Source organism: Paenibacillus sp. FSL H8-0537, assembly GCF_038051995.1.
Taxonomy (GTDB): domain Bacteria; phylum Bacillota; class Bacilli; order Paenibacillales; family Paenibacillaceae; genus Pristimantibacillus.
Genome location: NZ_CP150290.1, coordinates 174931 through 198198 on the forward strand (window position 1 = coordinate 174931; position 23268 = coordinate 198198).

14 protein-coding genes and 1 tRNA gene are annotated in these 23268 nt (G+C 48.9%); 5 read left to right on the forward strand and 10 right to left on the reverse strand.

Annotated features, from left to right (window positions below):
- Positions 1-351: 351 nt before the first annotated feature.
- The 5 genes from MHB80_RS00780 to MHB80_RS00800 form a co-directional block, all read right to left on the reverse strand.
- Positions 352-900 (reverse strand): glutathione peroxidase, encoded by a 549-nt coding sequence (locus MHB80_RS00780; RefSeq protein WP_341280398.1) that lies wholly within the window; start codon positions 898-900, stop codon positions 352-354.
- Between the two features lie 229 nt (positions 901-1129).
- A complete protein-coding gene (gene phnE / locus MHB80_RS00785; RefSeq protein ID WP_341280399.1) occupies positions 1130-1936 on the reverse strand; it encodes a phosphonate ABC transporter, permease protein PhnE in 807 nt (268 codons plus the stop codon).
- A complete protein-coding gene (gene phnE, locus MHB80_RS00790) occupies positions 1933-2739 on the reverse strand; it encodes a phosphonate ABC transporter, permease protein PhnE (protein WP_341280400.1) in 807 nt (268 codons plus the stop codon). Before phnE (MHB80_RS00790) ends, phnE (MHB80_RS00785) begins: the two co-directional genes overlap by 4 nt.
- On the reverse strand, positions 2736-3509 hold the full coding sequence (gene phnC / locus MHB80_RS00795; RefSeq protein WP_341280401.1) for a phosphonate ABC transporter ATP-binding protein: 774 nt from the start codon (positions 3507-3509) through the stop codon (positions 2736-2738). Before phnC ends, phnE (MHB80_RS00790) begins: the two co-directional genes overlap by 4 nt.
- Before the next feature lie 153 nt (positions 3510-3662).
- Entirely contained in the window at positions 3663-4661 is a 999-nt protein-coding gene (locus tag MHB80_RS00800; protein WP_341280402.1) for a phosphate/phosphite/phosphonate ABC transporter substrate-binding protein, read from the reverse strand.
- 183 nt (positions 4662-4844) lie between these two features.
- Between MHB80_RS00800 and MHB80_RS00805 the strand changes: the two genes are divergently transcribed.
- The gene (locus tag MHB80_RS00805) at positions 4845-6434 is read left to right on the forward strand and encodes a bifunctional UDP-sugar hydrolase/5'-nucleotidase (RefSeq protein ID WP_341280403.1); all 1590 of its coding nucleotides are present in this window, start codon (positions 4845-4847) and stop codon (positions 6432-6434) included.
- A gap of 115 nt (positions 6435-6549) precedes the next feature.
- Here MHB80_RS00805 and MHB80_RS00810 read toward each other — a convergent pair whose 3' ends face one another.
- The gene (locus MHB80_RS00810) at positions 6550-9861 is read right to left on the reverse strand and encodes a chitinase N-terminal domain-containing protein (RefSeq protein ID WP_341280404.1); all 3312 of its coding nucleotides are present in this window, start codon (positions 9859-9861) and stop codon (positions 6550-6552) included.
- A gap of 321 nt (positions 9862-10182) precedes the next feature.
- Here MHB80_RS00810 and MHB80_RS00815 point away from each other — a divergent pair, with 321 nt between their 5' ends.
- Entirely contained in the window at positions 10183-11475 is a 1293-nt protein-coding gene (locus MHB80_RS00815) for a galactokinase family protein (RefSeq protein WP_341280405.1), read from the forward strand.
- A 263-nt stretch (positions 11476-11738) separates the two neighbouring features.
- Complete coding sequence (locus MHB80_RS00820) at positions 11739-16928, forward strand: InlB B-repeat-containing protein (RefSeq protein WP_341280406.1); 5190 nt, start codon at positions 11739-11741, stop codon at positions 16926-16928.
- Between the two features lie 188 nt (positions 16929-17116).
- On the opposite strand, the gene MHB80_RS00825 is transcribed toward MHB80_RS00820, so the two are convergent.
- The 4 genes from MHB80_RS00825 to MHB80_RS00840 form a co-directional block, all read right to left on the reverse strand.
- The gene (locus MHB80_RS00825) at positions 17117-18046 is read right to left on the reverse strand and encodes a response regulator (protein ID WP_341280407.1); all 930 of its coding nucleotides are present in this window, start codon (positions 18044-18046) and stop codon (positions 17117-17119) included.
- On the reverse strand, positions 18043-19329 hold the full coding sequence (locus MHB80_RS00830; RefSeq protein ID WP_341280408.1) for a histidine kinase: 1287 nt from the start codon (positions 19327-19329) through the stop codon (positions 18043-18045). Before MHB80_RS00830 ends, MHB80_RS00825 begins: the two co-directional genes overlap by 4 nt.
- 920 nt (positions 19330-20249) lie before the next feature.
- A tRNA-Arg gene (locus MHB80_RS00835) sits at positions 20250-20326 on the reverse strand.
- Between the two features lie 122 nt (positions 20327-20448).
- A complete protein-coding gene (locus tag MHB80_RS00840; protein ID WP_341280409.1) occupies positions 20449-21648 on the reverse strand; it encodes an ROK family transcriptional regulator in 1200 nt (399 codons plus the stop codon).
- 264 nt (positions 21649-21912) lie between these two features.
- On the opposite strand from MHB80_RS00840, the gene MHB80_RS00845 reads away from it, so the two are divergent.
- Both MHB80_RS00845 and MHB80_RS00850 read left to right on the forward strand, forming a co-directional pair.
- A complete protein-coding gene (locus MHB80_RS00845; RefSeq protein ID WP_341280410.1) occupies positions 21913-22542 on the forward strand; it encodes a chromate transporter in 630 nt (209 codons plus the stop codon).
- Between the two features lie 27 nt (positions 22543-22569).
- Positions 22570-23100: a chromate transporter gene (locus tag MHB80_RS00850; RefSeq protein ID WP_341280411.1), complete on the forward strand. Its 531-nt coding sequence runs from the start codon at positions 22570-22572 to the stop codon at positions 23098-23100.
- Positions 23101-23268 lie beyond the last annotated feature (168 nt).

The following is a 23268-nucleotide window of genomic DNA, read 5'->3' on the forward strand; positions in this document are numbered from 1 at the left end:
TCTTTCAATGACTTCGGATAGTGTTTAAACTTCTGTCCTTTTGTGATGGCATAAAAATGCACCCCGTAGAATTTCATCGAATAGACCAGAAATTTATTCGATGAAATTCTACGAGGTGCACTTTACTACATAGTATACGGATCATCTCTTAAGTTAGGCCTATGGCTACTTCCCATTTCCCCGCTCAGCCTATGTCTCCTAACACCAGCTTCTAATACCGACTCGCGGCCAACTTCGTGTACTCAGCGCGAAGAGCAGCAGCCTGCCCGCATTGAGCAGGTCATGCGAGAATGAAGCTTTAAGATTAAAAGAATAGATATCAGATAGGAACAGGTACGCTTCCCCTAATGGCTACAGCACCTCTTCGATACCTGCACGCATGCTCTCCATGGAAGACACGGGCTCGAAGCGCTTGACGACACGACCTTCAGCATCAATCAGGAATTTAGTAAAATTCCATTTGATCGCATTGCCATGCAGCCACTCTGGAGCCTTGTCGGCCACCATCAGCTTAAGCAGCTTTGCATTGATGTCATCTTCATCGAAGCCCTCAAAGGCAATGGCTTTGCGCAAATAATCGTACAACGGATGGGCGTCCTCCCCATTCACATCAATCTTGGAGAACATCGGGAATTTAACGCCATAGTTAATCTGGCAAAAAGCTTCTGCATCTTGGCTGCTGCCAGGCTCCTGCTCGGCAAACTGATTGCATGGAAAGCCCATGACCTGTAAGCCACGATCCCGGTATTCATCGAAAAGCTTCTGCATATCGTCAAATTGTGGTGTATATTTACACTTACTCGCCGTATTCACAATAAGCACAGGTCTGCCCTCATATTGGTACAGCGGAAAGCGCTCACCATTCGTTTTTGTTACATTAAAATCATAAATAGTCGCCATCGTAGTCCACTACTCCTCGCTCAGGGCGTTTTTCGACAAAGTATCCGCACTTGAATCCTGCAGGATTCATCCTATTATACCTGATTTCATTGAGTAGTGGACACCAGTTCGCGCAGCGACTCTATAGCGGTTGCAATAGGAATGATGGCACAGATATGAGCCGCCCCAAGAGGTGCATTTCAATTAGGTAGCTCGCTGCCTTCCATTTCCCCGCTCCGCCTATATCCCCTCACACCAGCTTCTTGCGCACATAGCCGGAGATGAGATCAATAGCGGTAATCATCACAACGATGCCGAGCAAAATAATGCCGACCCGCGGCCAACTGCGGGTACTCAGCGCAAAGATCAGCGGCGTTCCGATACCGCCAGCGCCAATAACGCCCAGTATCGTAGCCGAGCGGACGTTGATTTCAAAGCGATACAGCGTATAGTTCAGAAAGCCTGGCAGCACCTGAGGCAGCACAGCGAACCAAAGCTGCTGCATGCGCGTCGCCCCGGAAGCGAGCAGCGCCTCGGAAGGGCCGAAATCAATATTTTCGATATCGTCCGCAAACAGCTTACCGAGCATGCCAATCGAATGCAGCCCAAGGGCAAGAACGCCGGCGAACGAGCCTGGTCCAACGGCTTTAATGAACAAAATAGCCATAATAATTTCCGGAAACGTCCGAATAAAGCTGAGCATGATTTTGCCCGAGCCGGAAATCGGCCGATATTTGCTCATATTGCGAGCGGACCAGAAGGCGAACGGAATGCACAGCACAGCCGAGATCACCGTACCGAGGATCGAAATAGCCAGCGTATCCAGCAGCCCCCGCAGCAAGTCCTCGCCTTCAGGCAAGTATACATAATCCCAATCGGGAGAAAAAATGCCCGCCATAATCGACTTCATAATCTGGCCTGCCGTTTCTTTAAAGCCGGTAAACGGAACGCCAGAGAACGCCCAAATGTAAACGAGCGCTAGTGCAATAATAATCGGCCACCGAAGCGGATTTTTCCGCGGTTTTTGGATGAGATAATCCCCATTTTTCGTCGTCATAATAGTTTCTCCCGCAGCTTCGTGCTTGCAAAATCAATAAATAGAACAATGGCCAGCGTGAATAAAATAATGACAGCGGTTTTGTCATATTCGAGAAAGCCAAGGGTCGCTTCGTAGAACAAGCCGATGCCGCCAGCCCCAACAAGTCCGAGAATGGCTGCTGCCCGTACATTAATTTCAAAGGTGTACAGTACATACGACATAAAGGCAGCCGAAATTTGCGGAACTACGCCAAATACGATGCGTTGAATAGCGTTTGCGCCAACAGCCGTCATCGCCTCAAGCGGTCCTTGGTCTATCGTTTCCAGCGTTTCATAAGTCAGCTTGGCGATTAAACCGACCGAAAACACAGCGAGTGCGAGAATGCCCGGCACAGGCCCCAGTCCGAAAACCGCGACGAACAGGGCAGCGAGCAGCAGATCGGGCAGCGTCCGCACCAAATTCAGCAGAAACCTTGCCGGATAATACACCCAGCGATGCGGCATTAAATTGCCCGCGCACAGCAGCGCCACGGGTATGGCAATAATAGCGCCAATCGTTGTGCCGACTAGTGCCATGCGAATCGTCTCCAGCATACCGTCCACAATATTATCAAAGTAGGTCCAGCGGGGAGGAAACATTTCGCGCAGCAGATCGAGCATATTCGGAAAGCCCTCAATCAGCTCCTTAAAGCTCACTTCTGTCTGCACGGCACTGCCCCAAAGCAGCAGCAAAATAAGCAGCGCAGTCAGCACATGCTTCGTGCGTGTTGGCGGCAGGGGACGGACAGTCTGCCTCGTGCCAGGCTCTAGCGGGTTTTTCATGCCGATACCTCTCCCAGCAGCTCGCCTTCAAGCAGCGGCCTGCCATAAATTTCGGCAAATCGCTCATCCGTGGCTTCAGCTACAGGACCGTCAAATACGACCTCGCCTGCACGCAGACCGACAATTCGCGTTGCATATTGCCTAGCTAAATCTACAAAATGAAGATTAACAATCGTCGTAATACCCAGCTCCTGATTAATTCGTTTCAAGTCATCCATAACTTGCTTCGTAGTCAGCGGATCTAGGGAAGCGACAGGCTCGTCCGCCAAAATGATTTTGGCTTCCTGTGCTAGCACGCGGGCAATTGCGACACGCTGCTGCTGTCCGCCAGAAAGCTGGTCGGCGCGGGAGTAAGCCTTTTCCAAAATATTTACCCGCTCCAGCGCTTCAAACGCCAAATTCACATCCTCCTTGGGGAAACGGCCGAATATGGTGCGGAGAGTGGAGTGGTAGCCGACGCGTCCCGCCAGCACATTGCGCAGCACGGTGGAACGCTTGACGAGATTAAAGCTTTGAAAAATCATGCCAATGTCGCGGCGAATCATCCGCAGCCCATGGCCTTCGGCACTCGTAATCGAGTTGCCGTTAATGAGGATATCGCCCTCGCTAATGTCATGCAGCCGATTAATCGAGCGCAGCAGCGTAGATTTGCCTGCACCGGATAATCCGACAACCGCAACAAACTCGCCTTGCTCGAAGGTAAGATTAATATTGTTCAGACCCTTGGTCTGATTGGGATACACTTTGGATACTTGACGAAGCTCAATCATGACGTCATTCCTTTCGATTCAAGTTCGATTCAAGTTCGACTCAAGTTTGGTTCGAGCATAGCGGGCAGTAATACAACAAGCCAGCACAGCGCACGCTTGCGCTGAACTGGCTTGTCCTGTCCTGTGCCGCAATGTGCAGGACGAAAAATCGTACTACTCGGTTTTTACTTTTTCATTGTATTGGCGAACGATATCGAACTTACTGTCATCGGATTTCACATAGCCTTCATGGGAATAAATTTCTTTAATGATGGCGTGTCCTTCTGTATCTTTGCCGATATCAATAAAAGCCTGTGTAATTTTAGCCGCCCAGTCTGCGTTAATGTCGGAACGGACAGAAATCGTATCGTTAGGAATCGCTTCTGTAAACGAAAGCACACGCGTATCTTCGAACACGGTAGGATAATCCTTCATGACGGTATTGCGGGCATCCTGGAAAATTGCCGCAGCATCGACATCGCCGTTGAGCACTGCGATAACGCCTTGGTCATGGCCTTTAACCGTTACAGGCTGTACATCGCTAAGCGGGTTCAGGCCCTTGTCCATCAGGAGCGCAGCCGGCCATACGAAACCAGCGGAGGACGTTACGTTCTGGTAGGCGATTTTTTTGCCTTTAAGCTCTTCAACCGATTGAATCGGCGAGTCTTTTTTTACAACAATCAAGGATTTGTAGAAGTCGACGAGCTGATCGGTAGGAGCGCCAGTCTCATCATTTACGCCAAAGCGCTGTGCCTGCAAAATGACTTCAGCTGCGCCTTTTTCTTTAGCCAGCACATAAGCAGTTGGAGGCAGGAAGCCTACGTCTACCTTTTTGGATGCCATGGCTTCAATAATCGTGTTGTAGTCGGTCGATACGCTAACCTTTACCGGAATGCCAAGCTTGTCTCCCAGAAGCTTCTCAAGCGGCTTTGCTTTTGCTTCAAGCGTGTCTGCATTTTGTGAAGGGACGAATTGGACAGTCAATGTTGTAGGCACATAGCCTGTGTCTGTGCTTGTTGTTGGTGCTGGCTCAGTTGAGGCAGCTGCGGATGGGCTTGAGCTTGGACTAGCGGATTCGCTGCCAGCCGAACCAGTTGTATTGTTCGTTCCACAAGCTCCAAGCAAGAGCGAAGTCAGTAACAGAGGCAACATAAAGGCATACATCTTTTTCAATCAAAAACCCTCCAAGAGATTGTATTTTTTGGCACTTGCTTACTATATTCAATCTATATTTGCGGAGTATCAACGATAAATGAATTATTTGTAAAATAACCTTCCGTACTGCCCAGTTGAAAATGATTTTGCTAAAATAGTTACATCGGCACAATCGATGCTGCAACGAGGGAGAGGCTTATTATGACGCAAACGAACAAGTACACTTGCGATATTATATTGACTAGTGATCTGCACGGAGCAATTCGTCCGATTCATTACCCGACCAATGCCTACAGCCATAACGGACTGGCTTTATTGGCAGCGCGAATCAAGCAGGAACGCGTTCGGGCACCTGAGCTGCTGCTGGTGGACAATGGGGATTTGCTGCAGGGCTCGCCGCTGGCTGCCTACGCTGCTGCCTTTCAAAACAGCTATGAGACGCATCCTTTTATAGAGATGCTGAATGAGCTTGGCTATGATGCTGCCGTGATGGGCAATCATGAGTTTAATTACGGTCTGGATATGCTGAATCGTGCTGTGGAGGCTTCAAAGTTTCCATGGCTGTCGGCCAATATCGTGGATGCACAAAGTGGAGAGCCCGCTTTTGGACCACCGTACATCATCAAGCAAATGGCTTCTGGCGTAAAAGTCGCCCTGCTGGGGGCAACCACCCACTACATTCCCAACTGGGAGCAGCCTCAGAATATGAAAGGGCTGCGTTTTCTAGATGCGTTAGAGACGATTCGGACATGGGTCCAGCACATACGCGACAAGGAGCAGCCGGATATCGTTATAGTCAGCTATCACGGTGGCTTCGAAAATGATCTTGCAACAGGTCAACCAGCCGAACCGCTGACGGGTGAAAATCAAGCCTATGCCATTTGCCGTGACGTGGAAGGCATAGATGTATTGCTGACCGGGCATCAGCACCGTTCGTTTGTGGAGGAGCTGCATGGCGTCACGATTGTGCAGACGGGCTATAATGGGTCATCTGCTGCCCATGTTGCGGTACAGTTGGAGCGGCAGGCCGAAGGACGCTGGGAAATGACGAGCAAGCGGGCTGAGCTGCTTTATCCAGAGGAGTCTGCCATGCCTGACGCCGCGGTCCTAGCGCTTACGGATGAGCTGGAGCAACGCACGCAAGCTTGGCTGGATCAGCCGATTGGCGAAATCATTGGCGATCTGTCTATTCAAAATGCCTCTAAGCTGAGGCTGGCTGCCCATCCGTTTCTTGCTTTTGTCCATCAGGTTCAGATGGAGGCAACGGGGGCGCAGCTTTCTAACGCTGCTTTGCTAAGCGAGGAGGCGCACGGCTTTGGGAGCAAGGTGACGATGCGGGATGTATTAGCGAATTTTATCTATCCGAACACGCTTACGGTACTGGAGCTAAGCGGGCAGGACATTCGGGCTGCGTTGGAGCAGGCCGCGTGTTATTTTTCACTGGACGATCAAGGGGAGATTATGGTTAATCCGTTATACATGGAGCCGAAGGTGCAGCATTATAACTATGACATGTGGGCGGGCATCGACTATGAGCTGGATATTTCGCGGCCAGAGGGAAGTAGGGTCGTCAAGCTTGATCGCGACGGTGCGCCGTTGCAGATGGATGCTCAGTATTCGGTTGTGATGAACAGCTATCGTGCGGCTGGCGGCGGCAATTATGCGATGTATGCAGGCAAGCCGGTCCTCTTTGCAGGTGATACGGATATGGCGATGCTCGCTGAAAATTATATTCGCAAGCATCAGCCGCTGGACGCGCCTCGCGCGGGGAATTGGAAGGTAAGTTGCTAAATCAAAAAGCTCTCGTGTTTCCATATAGGAAGCGCGAGAGCTTAATGTGTGAGCAAGAACTTAAAAGCAAGTGCCGCTGCCCGGTGCTATGAGCTTGCCGCCAGCTTAGGCAGAACTATTTTTCAACGTGAACGGTGATCATCTCGCTCGTCGTTACTCCGGCTGCATTCACAAGCTCGGCCCGATATTCGTAAGCACCAGGCAGTCGGTTAGTCAGCGCTGTTACGGCACTTTGAGCAGCAGGAGCAGCTGCCTTCAGAGACTGAGTGTCGATGAGCTCGTTATTTTCATACAAACGGTATTCCGTCGCGTTCGTTCCCCACCACATGTTCATTGTAATGCTGAATTGGCCATCACCGTCCCAGTTGTTTTGAGACAAGACAGGTTTGCCCGGAGACGCATCAGTGACACGTACCGTTAAGACCTCGCTGCGAGTGGTCCCCTTGGCATTGGTAAGCTCAGCGGTGTACGTGTACGTTCCATTGGCCTTGCCGCTTACATGGGTTTGTGCAAACTGGGCAGAGGGTGAGACATCAGGCAGCGTCTGGCTATCGACAAGCTCGCCATTTTCATACAGCTTGAAGCTCGTTCCATTGTCGCCCCACCACATATTCAGGGATATCGTATAATCGCCATCATGCAAGCCGGTATCATAACCGTTGTTGCTTGACAGCACCGGTTTCCCAGGAGCACCAACCGCCAGAGGCTGGCCGGTAATGCTGAAAGAAGCTTGATGGGATGCTTCATTACCAGCAAAATCTTTTACAGAGTAGGCAATCGTATGAGCGCCCAAGCCAAGCTCAGCGCCTGTTGTAGAATAAGGGCTGTTAACAGGCTTGCCGTCGAGCAGCAATTGTTCACTAGCAATACCAGACCAGGCATCCGAGCTGCTCAGCGCAAAAATAAGCGTATCCGTCTCGGAAGCATCAGCTATCGCGCCCCCAGACTGTGTCAAAATAACGTTTGGTGCAGATTTATCGAGCTTGACCGTCAACGTTTGAACGGCTTCTATATTGCCAGCTGCATCTGTTGAGTAGAAGGAAATGACAGAGCTTCCTTCCTCACTAATAAGGATTGGGGCTTCATAGACTTGTATGTCGCTCCCGTTAATAGCGTACTCTGTACGCACAGGAGAGGAGCTGTCTGCATCATCGGTTGCTGTCAAGGTGACTGTGACGTCTTGGTTCAGCCATCCCGCCCCATTCGGCGAAGAGGAAAGGGAAGCCGTGGTCTCTGGAGCGGCTGTATCGCCTTGCAGGGTGAAATCGCTAAGCCCGCGTGGCTTTAATTGAAAGACATCTTTGAAAATAGCGGCAACGCCCGTAATGCTAATCTGCTGGCCCTCGGCATAAGGGAATGAAGCCAGCGATAGGCCTGTGCGCGTGTCTACGCGGATATGATTGCTGATTCCGGCAGCATCGATTGCATCAAACTCGAATGAACCGGCAGGCGTGGCGCTTGCCAAGTTTTGAATCGTTACATTGGAAAGCTGAACAAGCTGCCCTTGGTTATTAGCCGAAATGCGGTCTGCTGCAACGGGAGCCGGCAGCGGCGCTGTGCCGGTTTTTTCGATGGCGATTATATCGGTCAGTTCAAGCTCCGTATTGTATAGAGCAGTAGCGGCGGTCACTTTAATGCGGTCGCCTTGATGGAAGCCGCTTGTGCTTTGAAACACATAAAGGCCGCCCGAATTATCCTGTAAATAAAAAGCTTGTCCGCCAAATGCGCCCGGCTCAGTCGTCACGATGCCTTCAACCGTCACGGTCGAACCGACGGGCTGCATGCGAGCCTCTGCAATAGGGATTAGAGCTGGAATCGGACCTTCCTCTTCGGGAAGTGGCTCTGCTGGTACATTGCCTACAGTCACCGCATTTGTAAGCAGATTGCTTCCGTTCAAGCGCAGGCGCAAATTGGCTGCCCCTGACGTGCCGGATTTAATACGGACGGTCAAATCTTTAAAGGCATGTCCTTTGCTATCCGATGTGACACTAAAAGCTGAGCTGTAGCCGTAGGCAGTCGGCCATGTGCCATTTTCATTTTGAACCATGGCGACCTGTGTGCCTCCGCTCAAATAAATGCCTGCGCTAAAGCCCGATACAGTCGTATTGGCAGGCAAATTGTCGGCGACAACGCGAATTTGAAAATCCTGTGCATTCGGAAGCGTTGCCTGCTTGACGAAGCTGTAAGCGGCGTTGGCACTTGATGTCGGTCCGCCGTATGAGCCAGGCTTGAACGTAGAACGGTCATACCATTTGTAGCCCGCGCTTGGCGCGGACCACGGTTCTGGCTGCGGTTCTGTGGAAGCAGCGGGATTTTCAAAAGGCAGCAATGCCGTAACGCTGTCCAATTGCAGTCCGTTAACCTCGGCTAGACTCGTGTAGCTTTCTTGCTCAGCGAGCCAATTGACCAAATTCACGAGCAATACGCCATCATCCTGCTCTTTAAAGCCGTCGTAGGTCGTTTTGCGCGCTCCGGTTTCCTCGCGCAAATATTTGGGAGAAGCATCCTCCACCGGAGAAGAGTCCCCGATAAAAGCAGCCTTTCCTGCTCCCAGCTTGGAAACGGCGACATAAGGCCCTTCGGCGACGCCGCCTCCGTTATATACGCCCTGATCTACGGCGCTGCCCCAAGCCTGATTCGTTTGCGGCAAGTATACGATGCCTTTAGCTTTGGTCGGATCGGTAATTGCAAGCGTGGAGCCCGCATGCATCGCAACAGCCGATACGCCAGCGGTGATGCCAAAGGCTTGCTCCTGCGGTACAATTTGATTAGCGGTTATATCGCCAAGCGCATTGTAGCGGAAGCGAACGCCGAAATGGTCGGACAGCCAGTCTGAGCTGGTTACGCCCTGCATAGCCTCTGAGCTGCGCTCGTCTGCACTCATGCCTTGGGTAGGATCTGTCCAGGCTCCCCGGCGGTAGCCGTTTATCGCTTCGGAGCCATCCCAGCGGTTTTTGTTGCGATCCGCATTATAGTGGTCGCCAACGAAGAAAATGCTGCCGCCGCCCTCTACATACTGCGTCATAGCAGCTTGTTCCGTTGCTTTAAATGGGATGTTGGGTTCTGCGATGACGAACACGCTGTAATCTTTTAAATCATTGTAGGTAAACGGGGTTGTTTTGCGAAGCTCTTGAACATAATAGCCATCATTAGCGAGTGCATCGCCGAAGTCAGAGAAGCCGCCGTCAATGACCCAATCCGCCGCTCCAGCTGTCTGGGCGTGGGTATTGTCGAACAAAATCTTTTTGCCAGCGTTTTCGTTCACGACTTTAGGCTGGATAAAAGGTGCCGGATCAGTAGGGCCTTCAGCGTGAACCGCTGTCGCGGCGCCCCATAATCCAGCTTGCAGCGGAATAGCGACAGATAGAGCGATAAGCGACTTGATCCATTTGTGTGACAATGATGACTTCCGTTGTGTAAGCTTCATCCATTCCATTCCTCCCATGAATCATTAATCTTAGCGTTCGTCCATATTCTAGCATGTGAACATCTGCTATAGTGATATGAATTTGTAAAAAATAGTGAAATATTCCTATATAGGACGTGAATTAGGGAGGATGGACTAGGCGTTTAAGAAGATCGTATATATCTTGCATTCTTGCCCTACTCTATAGGGGTATTATTTGAGATAATTGTAATGAAGCCGCTGTAGATAAGAGTTAAGCGATTTATGGCTCAAGTTTAGCTAGTTAATCAAGTCTATTAAGTATATTAAGTCAATTAAAGGTGACATATAGGAGGAATTAAGATGAGTAATCAAATGCTAAACAGGCTGCAAACGTCCGAGGGACAGGAGCTGCTTGTCCAAATGTATGGCAAGCAGCAGCTCGTAGAGCAAACTGGCCGGTATCAGTCGCTTGTTGAACAATTTCAGGCGTATTTTGGAGAGCAGGAGGTAGGATTGTTTAGCTCCCCTGGAAGATGTGAGGTTGGAGGCAACCACACGGATCATAATCACGGCAAGGTTCTAGCGGGAAGCATTACGCTGGATACGATTGGAGCGGCGGTGAAGGTAGATGAGCCTGTTATTACCTTTTTCTCGGAAGGCTATGCAACGAAATATGTGATTGATCTTCAGGATATACAGCCTCGATCTGGAGATGATGGCACGACATCGTTGGTTCGCGGCATTGCGGCCGGATTTATTGAGGCAGGCTTTCAGGTAGGCGGCTTCCATGCTTACATATCGAGCAATGTGTTTTCTGCATCGGGGTTAAGCTCATCTGCGTCTTTCGAAATGCTGATCGGTACGATTTTAAACCATTTTTATAATGATGGGACACTTGATGCTGTCTCTATGTCTAAAATTGGCCAATTTGCTGAAAATCGTTATTGGAATAAGCCGTCCGGTCTGCTGGACCAAATGGCCTGCGCCTATGGCGGTTTAATCGCGATTGATTTTGAGACGCCTAAGGAGCCTGTAATCAAGCCCGTTCGATGGGATTTTCAGAAAAATGGCTACTCGCTGGTCATTGTAAATACAGGCGGGAATCATGCTGATTTAACGGAAGACTACGCGGCTGTACCTAATGAGATGTATGCGGTAGCCAAATCGCTAGGAGCATCGGTATGCCGCGATTTGTCGCCAGAGGATATTTACGCTAATTTGAAGGCGGTTAGAGCAGCGGCTGGAGATCGGGCTGTGCTGCGCGCCTTGCATTTCTTTGAGGAAAATGGGCGCGTCGATGAGCAGGTGCTGGCTCTTGAAGAGAATCGGTTCAATGATTTCTTGACGCTCATTACGGCCTCGGGGAATTCATCTTGGAAATGGCTTCAGAACGTGTATCAAAGCGGAGCTATTCAAAACCAGGAGATTGCAATCGCGCTGTCCCTTACCGAAAACTATTTAAAAAAAATCGGCGCTGGCGCATGCCGCATTCATGGCGGAGGATTCGCAGGAGTGTTTTTGACCATTATTCCTAACGAGCACGCAGAAGCCTACATGTCATGGATTGGTGGAATGCTGGAGACGCCGGTGCTGGTCGTAAATGTGCGTGAGCATGGGGCGGTATGCCTGAATGAGCTGTTAGATAGGAAGTAAGGTGAAATGCGGGGCTAGTCCGCTGCTGATCCGATAGGCATAGATTTTTGGAAGCCCCCTCAACGATTAGGTGAGGAGGGCTTCTTTTTTTATCCTTTGTAGTTTCACATTGTCCTCCTCCCCTCGTTTTTCCGCTTCGCAGTCTGGGCGGTCGATTGCATTTCGTCGCAATCGCCGGAACTGTGTTCAGATCCCATTTAGATCCTTCTGGTAAGATCAGTAATTGACTGCAAGTTGAAAGATTATGAGGAGGGGAATTGAACTTGTATAAACGCCTAATAAGTATTTTGCTATTGTTTTGTATACTCGTAACCTTAGTGCCTCCGGGGATTTCTGCCGCTTCACCGATTACTATCAAATATGCGGCAGCAAACCAAACGGCTGCACAGCCCGCGCCTCAAAGCTTGTTTGAAGACGTGACACCCTCGGCCTGGTTCTACGATGCGGTCATGTATGTCAAGCACAATGGCCTATTCAGCGGCACAAGCAAAGATCGCTTTTCACCTGACGCAACCATGAGCCGTGCCATGTTTGTTACTGTACTTGGGCGAATCGCCAAAGTGGATGCAAGTAAATACAAAACTTCCGCATTTACAGATGTGCAGCCGGGCGATTGGTATGCGCCTTATGTGCAATGGGCAATTGAACGCGGCATTACAAGCGGAACCAGCAGCAATAGATTTTCGCCGGACGCCGCTATTTCAAGAGAGCAGATGGCAAAGCTGACATTGAAGTATTTTGAAAGCGATGGTGTCCCTTATCAAACAAACGACAGCACATCTACGCCTAACGACATATCCGACATTTCTCCATGGGCGGTTGATGCAGCGGTAAAGCTTTGGCAGGCCGGTTTGTTTACCGGGGATGCAAACGGCAATTTTGAGCCGCATTCAAAGGCGACTCGCGCTGAAGCGGCCGCGCTTTTTATGCGTACGGACAAAGTTGCGAGTGCCAGCGACGGCATAACCTATACGGTTGCTTTTAATCCGAACGGCGGCTCGCCGATCGACAGCCTGAGTCTGAAGCGGGGCGAATCGCTGAATCAGCTTCCGCTCGCATTCAAGCAAGGCTCCATTTTCAATGGCTGGTATAAGGATCGTGCTTTTACGCAACCGGTCATGAATGACGATACCGTTAAGAGCGACATGACCTTGTATGCCAATTATATTGCATCGTCCGATGATGCTGTAATAATTACTCCGAATGCATACGCAATGGATCAGGCACCAAACTTTAGGGTAGCCGTGAAAGATTCTACAGGTAAAATGACGGCGGCGGCTGTTCAAGCCGGCATGACATTCAAATCTCCGTCCAATCCTGATTTTGCAGGAATTGCGGTAACCGGCTCGAATGGCAACTATACTGTAGCTGCAAAAAGCGGTGCATTTGAAGAGGGCAGCACCTATCAAATCACTTTGAAGGATACAAGACTCGCATTTACAGGCAAAGACGCAACGACTAAAAATTATATTTTTAGTATTGCCAAACAAGAGGTTATGCAGCTGCCTCTAAATCCTTACATGATTTATTTGAAGTTTTCCGATATCTCGCAGATGAGCCTGAATGGCGTACCCGTTGCTTCCCCTTCGATCGCTGTAATGAGCGCGAACGTTGGAGGTGGATCGGGTTCGAATTCGTCCCCTATTGCGAGCGGTACCTTTCAATATGACGGAAATACGAGCTTGAAAGTGGGCGATACCGTCTCCGTTTATGAAGGGACTCGTACCGATCTGCGCACTTTGGATACTTCCGATGATGGCGATATCGCCTATGTAGCGATCACTGCAATCAAGGGGAATATCTATTCCTACACTAGCGCAAACCCAATGAACGTTCTGCTTAAACCGAACGTGCTGCCGGTCGACCCTGCGTCGGACACCGACGGAGACAGTACGAACCGCTCGATCACAGTCGCTCCGGCGTCGATGGATTATTCCGACGCCAAATATGCGCCTATGGGTCTTAACGGCGCTACCGTTGCCAGAGTCGGGGACTTCCTCGCGCTCGTCAATATGCGTACGGGAGCCTCTTCAGGCTACGGAAAAGTGACGTCCGTCTCGAGCTCAGGGAATCATTATGTCATTGCTTATACCGATGCTTCGCAAGATGACATCACTCACGCTCTGGATTTTTATAAGGAGGAAACGATTGACGTAGCCGACCTGCTGTCGCAAGCCGATATCGCTTCTTTGGAGGGTCAAATCAAGCAGCAAGCGCTGACAAGCGGATTTGTTGATCAAGCTGCAAACTATTTGTCAACCGCGGCTTTGCAAACCGAGAGCGTCAAAACATTGCTCGCAGCCAGCGCCTCATCGACCTTGCCAAAAAACAAAAAGCCGCAAGTCCGTACACTATCCGGGGCACCGGGAGAAGAGAACGCGGACGTTACCCTGCATAACTTGCAGGTTTCAGCAGACATCGGATCGAAATTATCCCATTTCCAGGGAAAGAGCGGCTTGCGTCTGAATCTTATCGTTTCAAGCGATATTCAAGTTTCGACAGGTGCGGACAACGATATCCTTATCCATATGAGCTCTGCATTTACGGAAGAAATCTCTTTGAGCGTGGGTGTAAACGGCAATACGGTTTGGGGATATATTGATTTGGGACTTTTTGATCTTCCGTATCCCAAAGACTATCAAGCAAGCGCTAATCTGGACGCCTTCACGTTCACGAGCATTGACGCGTCTGCGCAGATCGGCACCGTGCCAGCGAATACTCCGCTTGACGCTTACGCGAATATTTGGGCTACTGCCAAAAATAAAGTAGACATCAAGGCGCAACTGGAAGCGGTTCTGAAGCAGTCTCCTTCCGCTCCAGCCAAGGTAAACGCTGATACGTTGGTGGAAAGCTACCAAGCCATGCTGGAGAACGAGACGGATTGGGTTGACCTGGTAGAAGAAGAAATTTTCGAATACGATAAACACCTATTAATGGGTCTCCTTCATATCAACTTTAAAGGAAGCTTTGTCATCAGCATGAATCCGAATATTGCCTTGGGCATCGGCTTCAGCTATGAATCCGCGAAGAGATATACAGCCAGCTTTAAACTCAGCGAAGGCTCGCCTTCTTTCAGCACGGTGGATTTGCCGGGCGACGGCACCTATAATTTCTATTTCTATGTGATGGGAACACTGGGGCTGAAGGCAGGAATTCGTCTCGAACTGGCGGCAGGCTTGTTCCATGTCGAATTGGACAGTGTCGGAATAACAGCAGAGGGAGGCGCCTACCTCCAGCTCTACGGGTATTTCTATTACGAAAAGTCATCTTCCGCACAGACAAAAACATTAGGAGCACTGTTGCTGGAGATCGGTATGTATGCGGAGGCAGAGTGGGGGGCGCAGATCTTCGGCGGGTCATACTCGTATTCCGACCTCTTTTATAGCGAGTCCTGGCCGCTTTATAGAGCTGGCACGCCGAATGGTCATTTCATCGATTTCACCTATGAACAAGAAGATGCACCTTCCTTCGTCGCCATGGAGCAAACTACTTTCCCGTCAATTGATGACGCCTTTAAGCTGAGAGATTTGAATTTGGTAACGGGCGAAATCATTACAGGTAAGGATCGTCCACAGAATTACACAATTACTTTTAATAACGATAAATTTAAGTACAATCCTAATACATTACGTGTAACCGTATCGCCAAATGCTGCGGATGAAATTCTCACCAGCAGGATGACCGTAACGTGGAAGGGCTCAACGACGGGTTTAAATTCCCTTCCCTACTCGCGCAATATTAATTTGACCTGGTACAAGAGCGGTTACGGCTCTATCCATTTGAATCCTAATGTTCTAGTATCAGACGAAATTCAATTGTACAATTTCGGGCGGGTTGTACTGCCGGTCAACGCGTCAGTCAAAAAAGAAAACAGATTAACAAACGTTCCCAAAGTGACTGGGTTTACATTCAAGGGTTGGGCTTTGGATTCTGCAGGAACGAAGCCTTACATTATTCCTGACACTATGCCAACAGGAAATATAACGCTTTATGCGCAATGGACACCACATACCAATATACCTTACTTGGTCGATTACATTACGGTTGATCCCAACACTGGTGACCGCAACACCTGGAAAGTGGATACCTTCTCCGGTACGGCAGGCGCTTCTGTCTCGCCAGTACCGATAAAAATCGAAGGCTATGATACACCGCCAACACGAACCATTACAATAGCCGGAACCGGTTTATCGAAACTGAGCTACGATTACCTGCCTGCCACGCGCAAAATGACTTTCTATGCCGATCCGGGCGGAACCTCGGTCGTGTATTCGGCCAGAAGCTTTTCGAAGGTACCGGGCAGTGCGGTGCCGAATTTCACAAAACCCGGCTATACCTTTGCTGGCTGGTCACAGGCAATTCCAGGCACAATGCCATCAAGCGACACCACTTACACAGCGACCTGGAAGGTACGTACCGATACGCCTTACCGTGTTTCGGACAGGCTGCAAGGTCTCGGAAGCACTTCGCTTTATGTTGAAGCCGGTACGGGAAGCTTTCAAGGAACAACCGGCGCGCTTGCGGCGCCAGCGATCCAGCAGTTTACCGGTTTTACCTACGACCATAGCATAGCCTATGACAGCAGCGGTAAAGCATTGACATCGAGTACGATTGCAGCCGATGGAAGCCTCACAATCATGCGTTACTATCAGCGCAACAGCTACAATTTGACGTTTAATGCAAACGGGGGCACAGGCGGTTCCACATCTAAAGTTCAGTACGGCGCTGCCATACAGGCACCAACCGTAACGAAATCAGGCTGTACTTTTACAGCTTGGTCGCCTGCGCTGGCAAGCACAATGCCTGCCCAAGACGTAGCTTATTCAGCACTGTGGAGTTGTTCGACATCGGCACCAGCACCGACACTGACGCCGACACCAACACCGGCGGCGACGCCAACACCGACGGCGACGCCAACACCGACGCCAACGCCAACATCGACACCGTCGCCAGTGCTTAGCGGCGCCAAGTCGGTTCTGTCCAATGTGAACGGGAATGTGAGAGGGGGCAGCCTTTCGGTTCCGAGCACCCTGACCGTAGGTCAGTTGTTGAGCGGGTTAACGGTATCGCCGCACGCTACTGCCAACGTTTTGGATCAAGACTTGACACCTGTAAACGATCAGACGTTCGATATCACTTCTGGTATGATCGTACGCGTTACCGCTCAAGACTCGTCCAGTGCGGATTATCTTATTTTGTACAACGACGTAACCTTGACATCGCTGTCGCCCAGCTTTCAAATTGATCCGGTAGCAGGGACGATTACTGTGCCTCTGTATACTTACTATATGACCTTTACTAATGATATCATCGGGCCTCTAAATGGAAGCTACAAAGTTTATGATCAGAACGATGCGGAGCTTGGGCACGGAAGAAATCTGCAAAGCACCGATCGGTTAGTCGTAACCGCAGAGGACGGTACGGAAAAGACGTATACCTTTGTCATACAGTAAGTTCATAGAAAATCATTGCACTTAACAATAAAATCGCCCGCATCTGGTGACAGCATGCAGGCGATTTTATTTTACGTATAGGAAAGTATATAAGTTTGCTCATACTTTCTCTATACGTCTACGCGAAACGTGAGCATAGCCGCCAAAGGACGGCGAAAGCCGTTTTTGCTTGTCAGAATGCTATTTGTTCAGAGCATTTTTTTCATCTCATAGTACTGGGCTTTTGTCTCATCGCCGCGTTCCCTATGAAACTGGATCAGAATATTCAATGCATGGTCGAAACTTACATCGTAAGATTGCTGTATACTTAACGTCCATGAATAAAGCTTATTTTCAAATAACATGCCTTTGTACAGCTCCACCATTTGCTCGAGGATTTCCATATTACTCTTATCTTCATTATAATTTTTACTGAAGTAATCGAACTCCAACAAATCCACTTTAATGTCTTCGATGTTGAGCCAGATGTTACCGAGTTTACTCTTGATCAAATGATGGATTCCAAAAGCGTTGAATCGCTTCTTTAAGTTATATTGCGTCGTATATAAGTTTGCATAACCTTTATTCATCTCCAAATCGGGCCACAACTCATTAATGATCCGTTCTCTGGACACGTACTTGCCGTTCATGCATAGCAAATAGGCGAGAAGCTCTTCCGTTTTTTTGGTTCGCCAATTGTCGTCGATCAAATTCCCGTCTATGAATACGGCAAAATCGCCAAAGCACTGTATCTCAATTTTGTGTCCCACGCTGCTTTTGCTTCTAATCTTTTTAATTTTTTCCAAGGTGACATAAAGCTGTTCGAACTTCACCGGCTTAACGAGAAAATCCAACGCTTTTGTTTCAAGCGTGTCTGTCACATAGGCATGGTAAGCACTTGTGAAAACAAAATCCATTTCCGGTTTTTTTTTGAACATCATCCCGAGTAAGGTTATGCCATCGATTTCCGGCATTTCGATATCCAGAAAAGCAAGGTCGGGCTGTATGCTGCTTATTTCTTCCAAGGCTGTTGCAGGATCTTCATACACCGCAACGACTTCGACATCCGCAATTTTCTCCAACTTGCTCTTCAAGTTCCGCAGCGCATAATATTCATCGTCTACAATAATAACTTTCATGGCTGCTCCTTTTTGGGTAAGTCAAAACGAACCTCAGTTCCTTTACCCTTCTCACTGACGATTTGAAGCTGCGTTCCATACTCGGCCGTAAGCCGCGCGTTTATGTTGGCAAGTCCAATGCCCTTGCCCGGCGAGTATTCAAGCAGTTTATATTTGTCCGCGTCATCAATGCCGACGCCGTCGTCTTCTACTGCTATGAAGTAGCCCTGTTCAAGCTCTTTAACCCTGATTGTGACTGTTCCTGCAATTTTCCTTTTACGTATCCCGTGTTTAATCGCATTTTCTACCAAGGGTTGAATAACGAGGCGCGGCACCTTTAACTGAATGCCTGGATCAATTTCATAGTTGATAAATATTTTCCCTGGGAACCGAGCTTGCTCAATGCGAACATAAAACATGACTGCACCCAGCTCCTCATGGATAGAAATATATCTTTCCGAATTGCTGTAATCGAATATATTTCTGAGATAATGGGATAAATCGTTGACCAAGCTTCCTGCTTGTTCTTTATTTTCAGCAATGACCCCTTCTATCACGTTCAAGGTGTTGTGAATAAAGTGCGGATCCATTTGTGCCCTTATAAAAGCAAGCTCAAACTGCTTGGATTGAATTTCGGAATTTTCAAAAAGAATCTGATTGCGTTGCTTCTCTTTATTTAAATCATTAATAATTTCTGCGAGAGACAAGGCAAAGGCGGTAGCGGACACACAAGAAAGAAAAAATAAGTAATAAATAATAATGTAACTTTGAGGCAGCACTCCGAAAACCATCAAATAAAACAGGATTACCGACACAAAACACAAGAGCCATGCCGTTATGAGCTGCGGTGAACGGATGATTTTGTTCCTTATTCCTTTAAACATAATTATAAAATACAATACAAACACAATAGAAGATGCGCCCGCACCAAATGCTCCCAGCTCTTTATTGATGAAAAAAAACAGCAATAAAGTGATCGGGAAGTAACCGATGAGCAGCTTTAAACAAAAATCGATCTTGGGGAACCTGGTTTGGGTCTGAAAAATCGCTCTCATAAAAATGGCGATAGCAAGCGACATGAGAATGCCGATGCCTGTGGAATATTCCGCAAGCCAATAGGCGTACTTGAAGCCCGTGATGTTTAAAAGGCCCGTCGTTGCTGCATTCCATAATAAGGTGGTAAAAACAAAAAAGCAGTATTTTATAAAAGTTTTGTTTTTTATGGCTAAGCCCGTGACCAAATTATAAAAAAACAAAGCCACCAAAACGCCGAATAATATACCTCCTGCCCAGACATTTATCATGCTTGTCTTCCTAAAGAGATCGTCATTTACGAGCCCGACAATAAAGTTCTGTCCGTATAACGATTTGCTTGTCATGTATATGTACTGATTATGATCAAAAGGAGGCGGGATTTTAAATGCGGGGTAGACATAGCCGGTCTCATCGGAATTGCACTTATACGCGTACCCGAAATGCTTTATTATGTAATCGTTATTTGTCGGGAGGTAAATCGTTACATCTTCAAAAAGAGGGTTGTTTATTGTAAGGTAATTGATTTCATCTGCGTTATACCGGTTTAATTTTATTTTGAACCATAATCGGACCGGAGAATAGCCGACCTTGGAATAATTTCCAGGCAAAGCTACGAATTGATCGCTGACTTTAACATCGGACAAGGTCATGTTTCCTGAACTGTCTTGTAGAATCTCCATACTGATATCATCTTTGGATTTGTTCGCATCCTGAAAGTAAATGACGAAAACGAATGCGGTACAAAGCGATATCGCTAAAAAAATGGTCATGATTTTCATTGAAAATGTAGTAGATTCCGATCTCATAAACAGACTCCCCAGTAAACTCGGATGGTGTCGATTCTTGGAGCAATTTTACCATGGTTCCGTCGATCCTTCAATCTGTCCTGCTGGCTTTCCTGATCTAAGCTTACGATCCGAACGAGGCGCAGATCGCAGCAGCAGTTCTGACTTTTATCGTTTCGTCACTTTGCTCAAACGTAAGGGTGTAATTTAAAATCCCAAACGATTTGGAATATAAATCCCCGTCAATCATCAGGTTGACGGGGATGCTTTTCGAAGCAAATAAAGGCCAAAAAAAGAAACAAAAAAATGTTCCCAACTTGTTCCCAAGTTTCCTTTTCGGCGCAATTGTATAAAAATAGGAAAAAGAAAAACCCTTATGGAATAAGGGTTTAAAGGCTTTTTTATGGCGCGCCCGATACGATTCGAACGTACGACCTGCAGTTTAGGAAACTGTCGCTCTATCCTGCTGAGCTACGGGCGCGCAGCATTGATTATTTTACCATGGAAGGCGTGATCAAGCAACATTTCCTATCTGCCGACCCCCTTGCTCAGCCTATCCAGCTCAGGATTCAACATACAGCTGCGCCAATAGCATCACGTTTATTAAATCCGCATCTTATTGCGTACAGTCAGCGCTGCCCCGGTCACGACGGCATCCTCTTTGAGCTGGCCTTTGGAAAACCTCGGCTCATAGGCGGGAGAATAGTAGGTGTTTTTCTTCGCAGTCTCTGTAGCGGTCTGAAAATACATCGGCTTAGAATTAATTAAAGCGCCGCCCAAGATAACAAGCTCCGGGTGAAAAATATTAATCAAATTCGCCAGGCCGACGCCGAAATAGACGGCGGACTGCTGAAATAGCTCCTGCACATACGGATCATCCGCCGACAGGGCTTGCAGCAGCACTTCATAATTCAGCTGCTCGGGTGTGACGGAATAGGCTTTGAGCAGCGAGTCCTGCCCCATCTTCGCATGGGAGCGTGCCTGATGCTCCAGTGCCTGAATCGAAGCGTACGCCTCCAGCGCGCCGTAATTCCCTGCCGGAGACAGACGTGGCCCATCAGTGTGAATAATCATCTGTCCGATCGAGCCTTCCATATCCATCGTGCCATGGACGATACGGCCGTAGGACATTATCGCGGAGCGCAGGCTGACGCCGGCATGCACGTACAGCGCATGCTCGATGTCTTCATGGCGCAGCGCCCAGCGCTCGCCGAGCAGCGCGGTGTTGGCGCCATTTTCAAGAAAAGCTGTAAATCCGGTTGCTTCCTCAAACATTTGGCAAATCGGCACCTGCGTCCAGCCCCTAGCGGCAAAATACAGCGGGTCCAAAATCATCCCGCTGCTCCGGTCAAGCGGTCCAACCGCCCCAATGCCAATGCCCAGAATTTGCTCCCGTTCGATCCGGTGATCCCGAAGCAGCGTGCGCATCAGCTGCGACGCGTAGTCGACCAGCGCCTGCGGCGTCATTGCCTCATCCATCCGCCAGCGCACAAGTGATTTCTGATTCAGCTGCATATCGAATAAGCCTAGCGTCGAGGAGAAACGAGAAATTTCCAGTCCGAAAATGTACCGGTAACCCGCATGAATCTGGTATAAAATCGGCCGTCGGCCGCCGCTGGAGGGACCAAGACCCGTCTCCTCAATCAACCCCTCCGCCACCAGCTCCTCCAGTACACGCGTGAGCGTACTGCTCGTCAGCTTGTGCCTGTCCAGCAGCTCCGCTTTCGACACGGTGCCCTGCTCGGCGATTTGTGTATAAATAAGCTCTTTATGAGAGGGAACGTCCCGATCCGCTTTGTACATAACTAATCCCTGCTTACTGTAGATAGGATGAAAAAATGATAGTACCACTCCTCATTATATCGTAATTCATGGACAGTCGCTATGTTCAAGGGTGTCTCAAACATTATTCCAAAAAGAAATTAATTCAATTGAAATCACTCATAAATTAAGCGAATAGTATCGATAAGATGAAATAATGAGTCATTTTTTAATAAGTTAATACCAAAATGGAATAAAGATGATATAATAGTGAGAAAGCATCACCCCATCAATGGAGGGAACCTCATGGCAAATGGACAAAATAAAAGGCTGGGCATGCTGCTGCAGCTGTTTTGGATATTTTTTCGAATTGGGCCTACAACGTTTGGCGGCGGCTACGCAATGATGCCGATGATCGAGCGGGAGACGGTACAGAAGCGGCAGTGGATGGATGAAAGGGAATGGACGCAGCTCATTTCGCTCGCAGGGTCCGCACCCGGCGGAGTAGGCGTCAATGCGGCAGCGATGGTCGGCTATCGGCAGGCGGGCGCAGCAGGGGCGGTTATTGCCATTGTCGGCATCACGCTTCCTACGCTGCTGCTCGTTTTGCTGCTTGGTTTGTTTATGCGCGTCTTTGGCGATCATCCGAAGCTGGTTGCGGCGCTTAAGGGGATAAATGGAGCGGTCATTGCCTTAATGGTGATGGCAGCTTACCGCATGGCGCGTGCGGCGCTGTTTGATATTGCTACGACATTCGTAGCGGTTGTGACGCTGACCGTTCTGCTGTTTACTGCGATTAATCCGATATACGTTGTCATGGCGGGGCTGCTTGGAGGCATCGTATTCACGAAAGGTAAGGAGCTGCTGGGGATGAAGGTGCTGACCGAGAAAGCCACCGTCCGCAGAAGCAGCAGCGAAATTGAATATTACATTTAGATGGGAAATGGAGAGGGGGGACGGAGCATGCTCGGAGAGCTGTTCATTGTTTTTTTGAAAATAGGTTGTGTCTCGTTTGGGGGGGGCTACGCGGTTATTCCGATTATTCAATACGAGGCTCTATCCCGAGGCTGGATGACGCAAGGGGAATTTCAGCAGGCCGTCTCCCTTGCCGGGATGGCGCCGGGGTCGATTGCAACAAATGCCGCGACGCTGCTCGGTTATCAGTCCGCCGGCATCACGGGCGCGATCATATCGACTGCTGGCATGGTACTGCCGTCGCTGGTGCTCATGATTGTGGTGTCAGCGTTCATCCTTCGCCTCCAAAATAATAAATGGCTGTCAGCCTCTTTTTACGGATTAAAGCCGATGATTACCGGCCTAATGGTCTATGCGGCCATTCATTTCGGATATCCGAATGATGGTGCGATGCTGAGCTGGCCGTTCGCGGGAATGCTGCTCATCGTTGCAGGCAGCTTGTATTTACTGATGCGCTACAAGCTGCATCCGTTTATCATCATTGCTGGAGCAGGAGCGGCTGGCATTATTTTATTTTAAAATATAAGCATTTATAAGGCTGTTCATTCGCTTGCCAAAAGAACATTATATTCCGGCTTAAAGCTGTATGAAGTCGATTAAAGCCGCTTGTTTCGGGAGCTTGCTGTAAGCAGCAATTTTCCGAAACAAGCGGCTTTTGGTTTTCCTTCGGATCGTGGATTCAACAGC

Coding starts and splice junctions, on each gene's coding strand:
- MHB80_RS00780 (WP_341280398.1), bottom strand. CDS start 900: ATGGCGACTATTTATGATTTTAATGTAACAAAAACGAATGGTGAGCGC.
- phnE (WP_341280399.1), bottom strand. CDS start 1,936: ATGACGACGAAAAATGGGGATTATCTCATCCAAAAACCGCGGAAAAAT.
- phnE (WP_341280400.1), bottom strand. CDS start 2,739: ATGAAAAACCCGCTAGAGCCTGGCACGAGGCAGACTGTCCGTCCCCTG.
- phnC (WP_341280401.1), bottom strand. CDS start 3,509: ATGATTGAGCTTCGTCAAGTATCCAAAGTGTATCCCAATCAGACCAAG.
- MHB80_RS00805 (WP_341280403.1), top strand. CDS start 4,845: ATGACGCAAACGAACAAGTACACTTGCGATATTATATTGACTAGTGAT.
- MHB80_RS00810 (WP_341280404.1), bottom strand. CDS start 9,861: ATGAAGCTTACACAACGGAAGTCATCATTGTCACACAAATGGATCAAG.
- MHB80_RS00815 (WP_341280405.1), top strand. CDS start 10,183: ATGAGTAATCAAATGCTAAACAGGCTGCAAACGTCCGAGGGACAGGAG.
- MHB80_RS00825 (WP_341280407.1), bottom strand. CDS start 18,046: ATGAAAGTTATTATTGTAGACGATGAATATTATGCGCTGCGGAACTTG.
- MHB80_RS00830 (WP_341280408.1), bottom strand. CDS start 19,329: ATGATAAATGTCTGGGCAGGAGGTATATTATTCGGCGTTTTGGTGGCT.
- MHB80_RS00840 (WP_341280409.1), bottom strand. CDS start 21,648: ATGTACAAAGCGGATCGGGACGTTCCCTCTCATAAAGAGCTTATTTAT.
- MHB80_RS00845 (WP_341280410.1), top strand. CDS start 21,913: ATGGCAAATGGACAAAATAAAAGGCTGGGCATGCTGCTGCAGCTGTTT.
- MHB80_RS00850 (WP_341280411.1), top strand. CDS start 22,570: ATGCTCGGAGAGCTGTTCATTGTTTTTTTGAAAATAGGTTGTGTCTCG.